Below are 14,251 nucleotides of genomic sequence, written 5' to 3'. Positions count from 1 at the left end.
GTCAATTCTGCCAAAAAGCGCCGGCGGGCAGCGATTCCCTCCCCCGCAGCGCCGAGATCGCCCCCGGTATCGCGGCCAGCAGGTCGGATGCACCGATCGGCGCGCCCGGGCCCCCGTGAGCACCGCCCGCGCCCACGGTGTGTCGGTGCGCCGCCCGGCGCGCGGCCTCCCCGTGCACCGTCGCCGCCTCGACCGCCGGCCACGCCGGAGATCCGTACGCCGCCCTGCCGCTCGCGAGCAACGCGCCCACGATCCCGGACAGCACATCGCCCGAACCGGCCGTCGCGGCCCAGGAGGAACCGGAGTCCACCGCGAACGTCGTCTCGCCGTCGTCGACCAGGGTGACACGTCCCTTGAGCAGCACCGTCGCCTCGATCCCACGGTCCCGCAGCCCCGCGACGTACCGGCGCAGCGCGCCGGGGCGGTCGCCGCGGTCCCATCCGCCGGTGAGCCGGTCGAACTCGCCGGCGTGCGGGGTGAGCAGCACCGGCGCGGTGGCGCTCCGCAGCAGGACCGGGTGGGTCGCGACGCAGGTGAGGGCGTCCGCGTCGAGCACCGTCGGCCGCCCCTCCGCGAGGACCGCGTCGATGTCCGCCACCGCGTCCGGCCCCGTCCCTCCGCCGGGCCCCACGATCCACGCCTGGGCGCGGCCCGCGTCGGCGACCGTCGGGTGGCACACCACCTCGGGGCGGGCGGCCAGCACCGCGTCCGCCCCCGCCCCCACGTACCGCACCATCCCGGACGTGGCCGTCACCGCAGCCGACACGCACAGGACCGCCGCACCCGGGTACCGCTCGGACCCGGCGCGCACCGCGACCACGCCCTGCGTGTACTTGTCGTCGTCCGGCCCCGGCACCGGCCAATGGCGCCCCACCTCGGCGGGGCCGGGGCGCCGCACGACGTCCGGGCCGTCCGGCGGTTCGGCCAGGCCGATGTCCACGACCTCGACGCGGCCGCACTCCGGCGAGGCGAGCAGGTGGGCGCGGCGCATGAGGCCGAAGGTGACGGTGAGCGCCGCCCGCACGTGCGGCTCGTGAACGGTGCCCGTGTCGGCGTCGATCCCGCTGGGCAGGTCCACCGCCACCCACGGCACGCCGGCCGCCGTCAAGCCCCGGACGATCGCTCCCGCCGGGTCACGCAGCGGTCCCCTGCCGTTCAGACCCACCACACCGTCGACGGCGACATCGGGGACGGGTACGTGGGAGCCCACGGTCTCCGCGCCGCGCACCCGCCCGCCCGCGCGGCGCAGGGCGGCGAGACCACGTTCGTGCACGCGGTCCGGGCTCAGCAGAACGGCCTCCACGCGGCACCCGCGGCCACGCAGGATCGCGCCCGCGTACAGGGCGTCCCCGCCGTTGTCACCGCTGCCCACCAGCAGCAGCACGGAGCGGCCGTAGACGCCGCCGGTGCGCTCACGCAACAGCGCCGCGGTGTGGTGGGCGACGCCCGCCGCCGCGCGCCGCATCACCGCGTCGGGGTCCCCGGCCGCGGCGGCCGCCTCGATGAGCGGACGTTCCGCGGCGCGGATGACCTCGACGGGATGGGCGCGCCTCATGATCCGACTATCGCGGGCGGGTCACTCCACCGTGACGGACTTGGCGAGATTGCGGGGCTTGTCCACGTCGTACCCGCGCGCGGCGGCGACCTCGGCGGCGAAGGCCTGGTACGGGATGGTGGCCAGCAGCGGCTGGAGCAGAGTGGTCGAGGCCGGGATCGGGATGAAGTAGTCCGAGAGGGGCCGGGCCACCTCGTCGCCCTCCTCGGCGATCACGATGGTCCGCGCGCCGCGGGCCCGGATCTCCTGGATGTTGCTCACCAGCTTGGAGTGGAGGACCCCGCGACCCTCGACCGGCGGCATCACGATGAAGACCGGCATACCCTCTTCGATGAGGGCGATCGGACCGTGCTTGAGCTCCCCTGCCGGGAACCCCTCGGCGTGCATGTACGCCAGCTCCTTGAGCTTGAGCGCGCCCTCCAGTGCCGTCGGGTACCCCACGTGGCGGCCGAGGAACAGCACCGACTTGGAGCCGGCGAGCTCGCGGGCGATCCCCCGGACCGGACCCAGGGAGTCGACGACCTTCTGGATGTCCTCGGGCATGCGTTCGAGCTGACGGAACTCGGCCGCCACCTCGTCCGGGTACTTGGTGCCGCGAGCCTGCGCGAGCGCGAGACCGACCAGGTAGTTGGCCGTGATCTGCGCGAGGTACGCCTTGGTGGAGGCGACACCGATCTCCGGCCCGGCATGCGTGTACAGGACGGCGTCGGCCTCCCGAGGGATCTGCGAACCGTTGGTGTTGCACACCGCCAGGACACGGGCCTTCTGGGCCTTGGCGTGACGGACCGCCTCGAGGGTGTCCGCGGTCTCGCCGGACTGCGAGATGGCCACCACGAGCGTGGAACGGTCCAGGACCGGGTCGCGATAGCGGAACTCCGAGGCGATCTCGACCTCGCATGGGAGCCGGGTCCAGTGCTCGATCGCGTACTTGGCGACCATGCCCGAGTGGTAGGCACTGCCGCAGGCCACGATGAACACCTTGTCGATGTCGCGCAGGTCCTGATCGCTCATCCGCTGCTCGTCCAGCACGATGCGACCGTCCTGGAAGTGACCGAGCAGGGTGTCGGCGACCGCCCCCGGCTGCTCGGCGATCTCCTTGAGCATGAAGTAGTCGTAGCCGCCCTTCTCGGCGGCGGCCAGATCCCAGTCGATGTAGAAGGGACGCCCCTCGGAGGGCTCACCGGCGAAGTCGGTGATCTCGTACGAGTCCGCGCGCAGGACCACGACGTTGTCCTGACCCAGCTCGATGGCGTCACGGGTGTGCTCGATGAACGCCGCGACGTCGGACCCCAGGAACATCTCACCCTCGCCGACACCCAGCACGAGCGGGGTCGAGCGCCGCGCGGCCACGAGGACGTCCGGGTGGGCGGCATGGCTGAAGACCAGAGTGAAGGCGCCCTCGAGGCGACGGAGCACCGTGCGGCACGCGGCCACGAAGTCCCCGCCACTGGCACCCGACTCCATCTCCCGACGCAACAGGTGGGCCGCGACCTCCGAGTCGGTGTCCGACTCGAGCTCGACGCCCGCGGCCTCGAGCTCGGCGCGGAGCGGAGCGAAGTTCTCGATGATGCCGTTGTGCACGATCGCGACATCGCCGGAGACGTGCGGGTGGGCGTTGCGGTCACTCGGACGGCCGTGCGTCGCCCACCGGGTGTGACCGATGCCGGTCGAGCCCGGGAAGCCGCCCTCACCCGCGGCCGCGAGCGCGGCCTCGAGGTTGGCGAGCTTGCCTTCCTTCTTCTCGACCCGGGAGGCCCCCGAGCCGTCGAGCACGGCGACGCCCGCCGAGTCGTAGCCGCGGTACTCCATCCGCCGCAGGGCCTCGACGACGACTGGGAGGGCGGGGCGATGCCCGACATAACCGACGATTCCGCACATGGGCGCTAAGTGTAACCGCGAGGTCCGACAGCCCAGGCACCCTTCGCGCTCGTGAGGCGATACTGTGGCCATCGTGGCCAAGAAGACCAAGGAACTGCACGCCAGGGTGGGCCGACGCGGACCCCACGCCGTCGACAGGGGTGACCTCGGGTTCACCGGCACCCCCGGCGTCGTCTACGTCCCGCGCGACGCCCCGTCTCCCGCGCCCGTCGTGGGATGGGCCCACGACTGGACCCGGGGGCCGCATCACTACGTCGACACCCTCAAGCACCTCGCGTCGTGGGGATTCGTCGTGGTGGCTCCGGCCACCGATCTCGGGTTGCGCCCGAACCACCAGCACTACGCGGACCACCTGTCCGCGGCGATCGAGGACACCCTCGAGGCCACCCTCGGTCGAGGGTCGGTCCGCGCGGATCCGCGGCGTATCGGCCTGGCCGGACACGGCCTCGGCGCGGGCGTGTCCGCGCTTCTGGCCTCCCAGCGCACCGACATCGACGCCGTCGCGATGGTCTTCCCCACCGAGACGGTCCCGTCGGCCGCGGACCGGGCGATGACGATCGACTCCCCCGCACTGCTGCTGTCCGCCGGCGGCGGTGTCCACGCCGAGGACGCGCGGGCTCTACACCTCGCGTGGCGGGGCGATCTCGTGCACCGGCGACTGGACAAGGCGATCGAGGGCGGGTTGGTCGAGCGCAACGCGCTGATCGAGCGGATCGGCCTGGCGGACCCCGACCGCCGCACGCATCGGACCGTGCGGCCGCTGCTGGCCGGCTACCTGCTTGCCACGCTCGCCGGTGACGACACCTATGCCGCGTTCGCGGACCCCGGGGTCGGGTTCAAGGACGCGGTCCCCGTGACGGACGAGATGCTGGAGGAGCCGGGGGACGACCCGCTGGCCACCACCCCGCCGTTGCTCAAGCTGTTCAAGTCCTTCACCGGCGGCTGAGCGGGTCAGACGGCGACGACGACGCCCGCGAGCCGCTCGGCGACCTCGCGGGCCAGGTCCGCGTCCTCGGCCTCGACCATGACGCGGACCAGGTGCTCGGTCCCCGAGGGGCGCAGCAGGACGCGGCCGGTGGCGCCGAGCCGCAGCTCCTCGGCGGCGACCGCGTCGCCGACCGCCGGGGACGCCACGACGGCGGCCTTGTCCTCGACCGGCACGTTGATGAGGATCTGGGGCAGCACCGTCATCACGGAGGCCAGCTCGGCGAGCGACCTGCCCGTCTCGGCCATCCGCGCCATGATGCGCAGCCCGGTGAGGACGCCGTCCCCGGTGGTCGCGTGCGCGGGCAGGACGAGGTGACCGGACTGCTCGCCGCCGAGGCTGTACCCGCCCTCGCGGAGGCGCTCGAGGACGTACCGGTCGCCGACCTTGGTCTCGGTCACCTCGATGCCGGCTTCCCGCATCGCCACTTTGAGACCGAGGTTGCTCATGATGGTCGCGACGAGAGCGTTACCCGCGAGCTCGCCGGCGTCCCTCATGGCCAGTGCCAGGATCGCCATAATCTGGTCCCCGTCGACGACCTCGCCGCTCGAGTCCACCGCGAGGCAGCGGTCGGCGTCCCCGTCGTGGGCGAGACCGAGGTCGGCGCCGTGCTCGAGGACCGCGGCACGGACGTCGTCGAGGTGGGTGGAACCGCAATTGTCGTTGATGTTGTAGCCGTCGGGGCTGGCGTGGATCTCGATCACCGTCGCACCCGCCTCTCGGTAGGCGCGCGGTGCGGCCACGCTGGCGGCGCCGTTGGCGCAGTCGACGACGACACGGAGCCCGTCCAGCCGGGCCGGCGTGGCGCTGAGCAGATGGCCGACGTAGCTGTCCAGGGCGTCCCCGGGGGTCGCACGTGAGATCCGGCCGATCGCCGACCCGGTCGGCCCGGTGATGGCGCCCTCGGTGAGCGCGGCCTCGATCCGGTCCTCGACCTCGTCACCGAGCTTGTGCCCGCCCGCGGCGAAGAACTTGATGCCGTTGTCCGGCATGGCGTTGTGCGAGGCGGAGATGACGGCGCCGAGCGCGGCGTCATGACGGTCCGTCAGGTGGGCCACAGCCGGGGTCGGCACCTCACCGACCAGCATGACGTCGACGCCCTGACTGGCCAGCCCCGCCGCGAGCGCGGCCTCCAGCATCTCTCCCGAGACGCGCGGGTCACGACCCACGACCGCCAGCGGGCGCGCGCCCGCACGGTCGGGCACGGGCCCGGTCTCGGTGGCGAGGACCGCGGCGGCCGCCGCACCGAGCCGGACCGCGAGGTCAACGGTAAGGGTCCGGTTGGCGAGCCCACGGACCCCATCGGTGCCGAACAGTCGCGTCATGTCGTGTAGTCCTCCGGGGTCGTGTGGTCGCCGTCGCGGGGCGGATCGGGAACGCCCGGGTCAGGATAACCCCGCCCGGTCGCGCACTCGGCAAATGGACCAGAGCAGGCCCCCGCGTCGCGGGAACCTGCTCTGGTGTCGTGATCCTGGCGGATCAGCGCTTCGAGTACTGCGGGGCCTTACGGGCCTTCTTGAGGCCGGCCTTCTTGCGCTCGACCGCGCGGGCGTCACGCGTCAGGAAGCCCGCCTTCTTGAGCGCCGGGCGATCGTCCGGCGAGTACTGGGTCAGCGCTCGGGCGATGGCCAGACGCAGCGCGCCGGCCTGACCCGAGGGGCCGCCACCGTGGAGCAGCGCCACGATGTCGAACTGCTCCTCGCGCTCGACCAGCACGAGCGGCGACTTGACGAGCTGCTGGTGCACCTTGTTCGGGAAGTAGTCCTCGAGGGACCGCCCGTTGAGGGTGAACTGGCCGGAGCCGGGCAGCAGGCGGACGCGGGCGACGGCCTCCTTGCGGCGGCCGACGGCCTGGGCCGGGCCGGAGGAGACGACGGGAGCGAACTGGGCGTCGGCGTCGGCGACGAAGTCGGTGCCACCGGCGTAGTCGGCCTCGCTGTAGTCCTCGGCGACCTCGGCGGCGAGATCCGCCACCACGTCGTCGGCGACCTCGGCCTCGGGGGTGATGTTCTCGTCGGTCACTGGGCCACCTGCTTGATCTCGAAGGGCACGGGCTGCTGGGCGGCGTGCGGGTGATCGGGACCCGCGTACACCTTGAGCTTGGAGGCGACGGCACGACCGAGCTTGTTGCTCGGCAGCATGCCCTTGACGGCCTTCTCGACGACGCGGTCGGGGCGCGTGTCCATGGCCTTGCCCAGGGTCTGCGACTTCAGCCCACCGGGGAAACCGGAGTGGCGGTGCTGCACCACGCGGTCACGCTTGTTGGACGAGATCGCGACCTTGTCGGCGTTGATGATGATGACGAAGTCGCCGGTGTCGGCGTTCGGGGCGAACTGCGGCTTGTGCTTGCCACGGAGGATGTTGGCGACCTGGACGGCGAGTCGACCGAGCACCACGTCGGTGGCGTCGATGACATACCAGGCGCGCGTCACGTCCCCGGGCTTGGGGGTGTACGTGGACACAGGCAATACCTCTGTCTGTCTAGTGGGCTGCCGGCCGGCAGGCGCCCTCCCCCTCGTACGGCGGCCGGTGGTGACCCGTGCGAGGCGGTCCACCGTCTCCGATGAAGGAGACGACATGGACGCCGACGGTCAACAGTACCGTCCGACGGGCGCCCACTCCAAGTCGCCGATCACGACGGAGCGACCCATCGGTTAGACTCTCCCCGGTTCCCGCCCTCGTAGCTCAGTGGATAGAGCACGGCTCTCCTAAAGCCGGTGTCGGAGGTTCGATTCCTCTCGGGGGCACCATTGGTGGCCCGGGCCGCGTCAGCGTCCCGGGCCCGGCGGGACGTCAGCGCCTGAGTGTGGCCGAGAAGGCGCTCGTCAGCGCGAGGATCGGCAGTCCGATGAACAAGTGCACGATCGCGGCCGCGAGCCCGTCGAGGAACGGCACGGTCACCAGCAGCGGCAACGCCACGGCCGCCACGATGAGCAGCCCCACCGTCCAGGAGTAGAACTGCTGGGGATTGGCGGTGCCGATCAGTAGCAGATACCAGAGCAGCCCGGCGAGGATCGCCGCGACGGCGCCGTAGACGGCGTACATCGTCGGGGTGTTCCCGCCGTTGGCCCACTGGTGGCCGAAGCGGGAGAACACGGCGTCCACAACCCAGGCGATCAGCCACCCCGCGATGGCCGCGACCAGTGCGGTGGCGGCCACGCTGCCGACGAATTTCCCCACGTCGATCGCGGGCCCGCGGCGGGGTTGGCGGGGTTCCACATAGCCGTCGTCGTAGCCGCCCTCGGCGCCGTAGCCGTCGTCGTAGGCGGGGTCATACGCCCGGTCGCCGCTCATCCGCGAGTAGGCACGCGAGTCGGGCTGCTGCCCCATGCGTCGGGTGTGGTCGTCCTGTCCGGGATACATCTCTACCGCCTCCGAATCGGTGTGGTGCCCACCGAGGGTAGTCCCTCGGCGGGCACGACGAGGCCCGCCCGACCGTCCGGCGACGGTCGGGCGGGCCGGCGAGGGTCCGGGTCAGTGCGAGATGGTCTTCTCCACACCGACACCGGTGAGCGAGCGGACCTCCATCTCCACGCGCTTCTGCGGGAACTCGTCCTTCTTGCCGATGAACGTCCCGACGATGCCCAGCAGGAACGCCAGGGGGATCGACACGATGCCCGGGTTGGAGAGCGGGAACAGGGAGAAGTCGACGCTCGAGATCATCGACTTCTCGCTGCCGGAGACCGCCGGCGAGAGCGCGATGAGCACCAGGGTGCTGATCAGGCCGCCGTACATGGAGAACAGCGCGCCGGTGGTGTTGAACCGCTTCCAGAACAGCGAGTAGAGGATCGTCGGCAGGTTCGCCGAGGCGGCGATCGCGAAGGCGAGGGCCACGAGGAAGGCGATGTTCTGCCCCATCGCGCCGATGCCCATGACGATCGACACGATGCCGATCACGACCACCGTGATCCGGGAGACCCGCAGCTGCGACTGCTCGGTCGCCTGGCCGTGCTTGATTACGCCGTTGTAGATGTCGTGCGCGAACGAGGCGGAGGCGGTGATGGCGAGTCCGGCCACCACGGCGAGGATGGTCGCGAACGCGACCGCCGAGATGATGCCGAGGAAGATCTCACCGCCCAGCGCGAACGCGAGCAGCGGCGCCGCCGAGTTCACACCCCCGGGGGCGTTCTCGATGACCTCGGGTCCGACCATCGCCGCGGCACCGAAGCCGAGGACGAGGGTGAACAGGTAGAAGCCGCCGATGAGCGCGATCGCCCAGGTCACCGACCGACGGGCCTCTTTCGCCGTCGGCACGGTGTAGAAGCGCATGAGCACGTGCGGCAGCCCCGCGGTGCCGAAGACCAGGGCGATCGACAGCGAGACGAAGTCGAGCTTGCTGGTCTCGGTGGCGCCGTACTGCAGACCCGGCTGCAGAAGATCCTTGCCCGAGTTGGCCACGGCCTCTCCGAGGAGCGCGGAGAAATTGCCTCGGACGGCGATCAGGACGAGGAGACACATGATCAGCACACCGCCGACGAGCAGGACGGCCTTGACCATCTGGACGTAGGTGGTGCCCTTCATGCCCCCGACGAGAACGTAGACGATCATCAGGATGCCGACGACGGCCACGACGATCGACTGCCCCGTGGAGTCGTCGATGTTCAGGAGCAGGGCGACGAGACCGCCGGCGCCGGCCATCTGGGCGATCAGATAGAACAGACACACCGCGAGGGTGGCCAGCGCGGCCGCCATGCGGACGGGCCGCTGGTTGAGCCGGAAGCTGAGCACGTCGGCCATCGTGAACCGGCCCGTGTTGCGCATCAACTCGGCCACGAGCATGAGTGCCACGAGCCAGGCGACGAGGAAGCCGATCGAGTACAGGAAGCCGTCGTAGCCGTTGATCGCGATGGCGCCGGCGATACCGAGGAAGGAGGCCGCCGAGAGGTAGTCGCCGGCGATCGCGAAGCCGTTCTGCGGGCCGGTGAAGCTCGAGCCGCCCGTGTAGAAGTCCTTGGTCGACTTGGTCGACTTCGACGCCCTCAGCACCAGGGTCATCGTGATGACGATGAAGACGGCGAACACCGCCATGTTGAGGAGGGTGCTGCCGACCTGCTCACCCGGCGCGAGTTCGTTGATGTTGATCAGCCAGTCCATCAGGCGACCCCACCTTCCAGTTCGAGGCGGATGGACTCCGCGCGCGGATCGATCTCACGGTTGGCGAAGCGGATGTACAGGAAGGTGATGAGGAAGGTCGTCACGAACTGCCCCAGGCCAATGATCAGACCCCAGGTGATGTTCCCGAACACCTTGGTCCCCATGAAGTCCGTCGCGTAGACGGCCAGGATCACGTAGAGGAAGTACCAGACGAGGAAGGCGATCGTCATGGGGAACACGAACGCCCTGAACTTGCTGCGCAGATCCTGGAAGGCGGGGCTGGCCTGCATCGCCGTGAATTCCGCCGCATCCGGGGTTCGTCGCGATGCTCCCCCCGCCGGCGGTTCGGTTGGTTGGGACACGGAGGTCCTCCGTTTCGGGTTCTCGTCAGCACACCCCTGTAGTGATGCGCTTCACAGACACTGACCGGGGAAGTGTGACACGTGACACAGAAGATTGCGGAGAGACCGTCGGCGAACTCTTATGACGAGCCGAAACCGCGGGTGGCGCCACCCCCGTCGGCGGGTAGCACTTACCTCCCTACGGGGCTACGGCTGAGCGGAGGAGCCGCGGCGCCCCACCGCCTCCGCGAATACCCGGACGATCTCTTCCGGAGTGCGGGCGACATGGCTGCTGCCGCCGGTAGCCTCCGCGATCTGCGCGAGGGTGCCCGAACTGCTCTCGTCCAGAAGGCTCACCGTCACCACGATGACGGGGCGGGACGGGTCCACCATCTCATCGAGCCGGGCGAAGAACTCGTCCGCTCCGATGTCCGAGGTCGCGTCGTCCGCCCCGTCGGAGATGACGATGATCGAGTTGACCATGTTCGGGTCGTACCCCGAGCGCACCATGGCGTAGGCGTCGAGCACGGAACGATAGAGGTCGGTGCCACCACCCACCATCCCGGGCAGCGAGGCCAACGCGCCTCCCAGCGCGGCACGGTGCGTGCCCCCGGGAGCCGCCGCGTCGAGGCGCTGCAGTGCGGCGACCTCCGCGTACGGGAGCCCGTCGCTCCCGGCGGCACCGCCGAACGCCCACAGTCCGAGCTCCGCGTCGTCGGGGAACTGGCCGAGCCCCGCGCCCGCCGTCTCGACGAGCGCCTGGATGCGGGTGCGGTCCGTGCCGGGAACCCCGAAGCCCATCGAACCCGACGTGTCCACCAGGACGAGGGACCGGCCCGGCATCGCCAGGAGCCGCCAGTGCCGTAGCGCACTGTGGACCCGGTTCGCGTCCCGGACGACGAGCGCCTCGGCCCCGCCCACTCCCGCACTCTCGGCGAGCGGCGCCCGGAAGGCGGTCCGGAAACCGTCCCGGGAGAGCCCGTCGATGACAGCGGGCGCAGCGGTGGCGTCCCGGAGTGCCTCGGCGGCCCCGGACACCTCGGCCCGGCGCGTAGGGTCCTGGGTCGTCACGGCCACCGGATAGGTCAGGAAGACCGCCCCGGTGGCGGGCGCGTGAAGTTCCAAGCCCGAGTCTGGCGCCGCCCGCTGCGCGAGCACCGCATCCCGCTCCGTCACGATCGCCGCGCCGCCGCCGGCGATCACCCTGTCGAGCATCTCCCGGGAGGTCGGCGGGACCTCCATCCGACTCATCTGCCCCTGGGCCAACATCGCCATCGCGGCCCCCAGCGCCTCCGGAGTCGACCGCAGCATCTCGACCTCCGACGTCGCGGCGAGGATCGGCGCGTCCGCGACGCCGGACCGGACCGGGTCGCCCATCATCAGCCCCGGGGTGGCGAGCGCCGAGGTCCACGTCGACATGTCGATCGGGGCGTCACGGGAAGCGATGACCACAGGGGTCGACGCGAGGGAGTTGAGGACCGTCTCGAACGGGATCTGCACGTCCTGGGACATCTGGGCGAGACGCACGGCGGAGTCCGGCACCCAGATGTCCGGTAGCGCCTCCCGCGAGACGGTGCGGGTGGCCATGTCCGCGGAGGACACCGGTTCCACGTCGAAGGCGTGACAGCCGTCGGCGTGCTCCGCCAGGACCCGGACGTGCTCGACGATGTCGGGCTCGGCTGCCACGCTGATCCGCGGTTCCGCCCCGCAGAAGCCGGCGACACCGGCCCTCGACAGCCCGGAGACCACCAGGCCCACCACGAGCACGACGGCGACGATCACCGCTCCCACGAGGACGACCCTCCGGGCCGTCGGGTTGCCGTTCTGTGGCGATGCGCTGTGCCTGGCCATCGGTGACGCTCCCCCGGTCATGCGATACCCGGGGCCGTGCCAGACGCCCACGTCGTGCGGATCCGGGTCGGGCGCGGAGAATCGTACCCGGGCCGGTCGGCCCGCGGTGCCCGTACGTGGGGCGCCACGGCGGCCTGCGTCACCTGCGGTGGGGCGGTTCAGCGCCCGCGGAAGACGGGCGGCCGCTTCTCGGCGCGGGCGGCCCGCGCCTCGGCCATGTCCTCGCTGCTCCACGCGCGCAACTGGAGTTCGGTGTGCTCCTCCCGCGGGAGCAGCCGGGCGTCGTCGTCGTTGATCACGGTCTTGATGTGTCGCAGACTCAGCGGTGCGAACCGCGCGAGTTCGGCGGCCAGCTCCATGGCCGCCTCGACGTCGCCGATCTCGTTGGCCAGGCCGATCCGGGCGGCCTCCTCCGCACCGACGGGGCGGGCGGTCATGAGCACCGAGCGGGCGTGGCCGCCGCCCACGACGTTGGCCAACCGCTTGATGGTCCAGTTGTCCAGCGCCAGTCCCACCTTCACGACGGGCACGGTGAAGACTGCGCCGGGCGCCACCACCCGCAGATCCGCCGCCAGTGCGAGCTGCACGCCCGCACCGACAGCCGGACCGTTGACGGCGGCTATGACGGGGACCGGGACCGACTCCACGGCACGGAGCATCCCGGCGTGTGCGTCGTAGAAATCGGAGTTGTACACCCCGCCGGACAGATCGGCGCCCGCGCAGAACGCGGTTCCCGCTCCGGTGATGACGATCGCGCGGACGGGATCCTCGGCGTCGGCCTCCGCGCCGGCGGCCTCGACGGCCTCGCGCAGGGCGGTGCACACCTCGGCGTCGAGCGCGTTGCGGGTCTCGTGACGGTCGATGGTGACGACGACGACTGCGCCGTCCCTGCGGCTGACGATCATGGCGGCGGAGGGCTCCTCTGCGTGACGGGGGTACGGCAGTGCACCCTCACCCTCACGATACCCGCTGGTAGGTGCCCCACCGTACGATGCGGTCATGGCGCGCACCGGAGCTCTGCAGATCCTCGACATGGTCCTCGACGACGGCTCCTTCCGGTCCTGGGACGACGCCCCGGTCCGCCCGCCACAGGTCGACGCGGTGCCGGGGTACGAGGAGGCGCTCCAGCGGGCGACCGAGAAGTCAGGGGTGGACGAGTCGGTCATCACCGGTGAGGGGACCCTGCTGGGCCGCCGGGTCGTGATCATCGCGTGCGAGTTCGACTTCCTTGCCGGGTCGATCGGGATCGCCGCCGCCGAGCGGATCGTCTCGGCGATCGAGCGGGCGACGGCCGAAGGGCTTCCGATCCTCGCCTCTCCCACCTCGGGCGGTACGCGGATGCAGGAGGGGACGATCGCGTTCCTCCAGATGGTCAAGATCTCCGCCGCCGTGGCCGGACACAAGAGCGCGGGGCTGCCCTACCTCGTGTATCTGCGGCACCCGACCACCGGCGGCGTGTTCGCGTCGTGGGGGTCGCTCGGTCACGTGTCGGTGGCCGAACCCGGCGCGCTCATCGGCTTCCTCGGGCCCCGCGTCTACGAGGCGCTCTATGACGCGCCCTTCCCGGACGGGGTCCAGGTCTCCGAGAACCTCGCGCGACGCGGGATGATCGACGGTGTGCTCCCACCGGAGGGGCTCCGCGACCTCACTGCCCGCGCCCTGCGGGTCCTGTGCCAGGACCCGCCGTCGGACGACGAGCCGGCGCCGCCCCACGGGCCGGTTCCCGAGCCGGAGTCCGACGACGGCCTCCCCCCGGATGCCTGGGACGCCATCACCCGGTCGCGGCGCCCGGACCGCCCCGGCGCGCGTGCCTTCCTCGACCGCGTGGCGCCCGACCGGGTGCCCCTGTCCGGCACCGGTCAGGGCGAGGACAGCGGATCACTCCTGTTGTCGCTGGTCCGGTTCCGGGGCCAGTCCGCCGTCGTGCTCGCGCAGGACCGGGACGCGGAGAACGAGAAGAGCCCGCTCGGCCCCTCAGCGTTGCGTTCGGCACGCCGCGGTATGCGCATCGCCGCGGAGATGGGGGTCCCCCTGGTCCTGCTCATCGACACCCGCGGCGCCGCTCTGTCGCGGGAGGCGGAGGAGGGCGGACTGGCGGGTGAGATCGCCAGGAGTCTGGCCGACCTCGTCACCCTGCCGACCCCGACCGTCTCCGTGATCCTGGGGCAGGGCACCGGCGGCGCCGCTCTCGCGCTGCTCCCCGCCGACAGGGTCCTGTGCGCGCGTCACGGGTGGCTCGCCCCACTGCCGCCGGAGGGCGCGAGCGCGATCCTCCACCACGAGACCAGCCGCGCCCCTGAGGTCGCCCGGTCGCAGGGCATCACCTCCGCCGACCTGCTGGAGGCCGGGATCGTGGACGTGGTCGTCCCCGAACGTCCCGACGCCGCGGACGAGCCGGAGGCGTTCTGCGACCGGATGGCCGACGCGGTCGCGTCCGCTCTACTCGAGGTCCGCCGACGTCCCCCTGAGCGGAGGTACGCCGAGCGGATGATGCGGTATCGCGAGCTGGGCCTCGCATTAGAGTGAAGCCTGTCACAACCCGTCGGC

At 71.2% G+C, this 14,251-nt stretch carries 12 protein-coding genes and 1 tRNA gene; 3 read left to right on the top strand and 10 right to left on the bottom strand.

Annotated features, from left to right (window positions below):
* Position 1: 1 nt before the first annotated feature.
* Both VYL96_RS04260 and glmS read right to left on the bottom strand, forming a co-directional pair.
* Entirely contained in the window at positions 2 to 1,555 is a 1,554-nt protein-coding gene (locus VYL96_RS04260) for a bifunctional ADP-dependent NAD(P)H-hydrate dehydratase/NAD(P)H-hydrate epimerase (protein ID WP_061229099.1), read from the bottom strand.
* 21 nt (positions 1,556 to 1,576) lie between these two features.
* Positions 1,577 to 3,433, bottom strand: a complete 1,857-nt coding sequence (glmS, locus tag VYL96_RS04255) for a glutamine--fructose-6-phosphate transaminase (isomerizing) (RefSeq protein ID WP_131885786.1) — start codon at positions 3,431 to 3,433, stop codon at positions 1,577 to 1,579.
* Positions 3,434 to 3,506: 73 nt separating this feature from the next.
* Here glmS and VYL96_RS04250 point away from each other — a divergent pair, with 73 nt between their 5' ends.
* Entirely contained in the window at positions 3,507 to 4,379 is an 873-nt protein-coding gene (locus VYL96_RS04250; RefSeq protein WP_043566378.1) for a dienelactone hydrolase family protein, read from the top strand.
* A gap of 5 nt (positions 4,380 to 4,384) precedes the next feature.
* Here VYL96_RS04250 and glmM read toward each other — a convergent pair whose 3' ends face one another.
* From glmM to rplM, 3 genes are all read right to left on the bottom strand, one after another.
* On the bottom strand, positions 4,385 to 5,743 hold the full coding sequence (glmM, locus tag VYL96_RS04245) for a phosphoglucosamine mutase (RefSeq protein WP_061230062.1): 1,359 nt from the start codon (positions 5,741 to 5,743) through the stop codon (positions 4,385 to 4,387).
* A gap of 154 nt (positions 5,744 to 5,897) precedes the next feature.
* Entirely contained in the window at positions 5,898 to 6,440 is a 543-nt protein-coding gene (rpsI, locus tag VYL96_RS04240) for a 30S ribosomal protein S9 (RefSeq protein WP_007627423.1), read from the bottom strand.
* Entirely contained in the window at positions 6,437 to 6,880 is a 444-nt protein-coding gene (gene rplM / locus VYL96_RS04235; protein WP_007627425.1) for a 50S ribosomal protein L13, read from the bottom strand. The genes rpsI and rplM overlap by 4 nt, the downstream gene beginning before the upstream one ends.
* A gap of 212 nt (positions 6,881 to 7,092) precedes the next feature.
* On the opposite strand from rplM, the gene VYL96_RS04230 reads away from it, so the two are divergent.
* Positions 7,093 to 7,168: transfer RNA gene (locus VYL96_RS04230), tRNA-Arg, on the top strand.
* Between the two features lie 43 nt (positions 7,169 to 7,211).
* On the opposite strand, the gene VYL96_RS04225 is transcribed toward VYL96_RS04230, so the two are convergent.
* From VYL96_RS04225 to VYL96_RS04205, 5 genes are all read right to left on the bottom strand, one after another.
* The gene (locus VYL96_RS04225; RefSeq protein WP_007627427.1) at positions 7,212 to 7,781 is read right to left on the bottom strand and encodes a hypothetical protein; all 570 of its coding nucleotides are present in this window, start codon (positions 7,779 to 7,781) and stop codon (positions 7,212 to 7,214) included.
* Positions 7,782 to 7,892: 111 nt separating this feature from the next.
* Positions 7,893 to 9,512, bottom strand: a complete 1,620-nt coding sequence (locus VYL96_RS04220; protein ID WP_131885785.1) for a monocarboxylic acid transporter — start codon at positions 9,510 to 9,512, stop codon at positions 7,893 to 7,895.
* Complete coding sequence (locus VYL96_RS04215) at positions 9,512 to 9,802, bottom strand: DUF485 domain-containing protein (RefSeq protein WP_007627431.1); 291 nt, start codon at positions 9,800 to 9,802, stop codon at positions 9,512 to 9,514. The genes VYL96_RS04220 and VYL96_RS04215 overlap by 1 nt, the downstream gene beginning before the upstream one ends.
* Positions 9,803 to 10,060: 258 nt before the next feature.
* Positions 10,061 to 11,704: a substrate-binding domain-containing protein gene (locus VYL96_RS04210; RefSeq protein ID WP_131885784.1), complete on the bottom strand. Its 1,644-nt coding sequence runs from the start codon at positions 11,702 to 11,704 to the stop codon at positions 10,061 to 10,063.
* Positions 11,705 to 11,862: 158 nt separating this feature from the next.
* Entirely contained in the window at positions 11,863 to 12,609 is a 747-nt protein-coding gene (locus VYL96_RS04205) for an enoyl-CoA hydratase (RefSeq protein WP_131885783.1), read from the bottom strand.
* Between the two features lie 94 nt (positions 12,610 to 12,703).
* Here VYL96_RS04205 and VYL96_RS04200 point away from each other — a divergent pair, with 94 nt between their 5' ends.
* A complete protein-coding gene (locus tag VYL96_RS04200) occupies positions 12,704 to 14,230 on the top strand; it encodes a carboxyl transferase domain-containing protein (protein ID WP_131885782.1) in 1,527 nt (508 codons plus the stop codon).
* Positions 14,231 to 14,251 lie beyond the last annotated feature (21 nt).

The sequence above is a fragment of the Dietzia maris genome, assembly GCF_036287335.1.
In the GTDB taxonomy this organism is placed as follows: Bacteria; Actinomycetota; Actinomycetes; order Mycobacteriales; family Mycobacteriaceae; genus Dietzia; species Dietzia cinnamea.
This window is presented reverse-complemented; position numbering and strand designations above follow the sequence as displayed.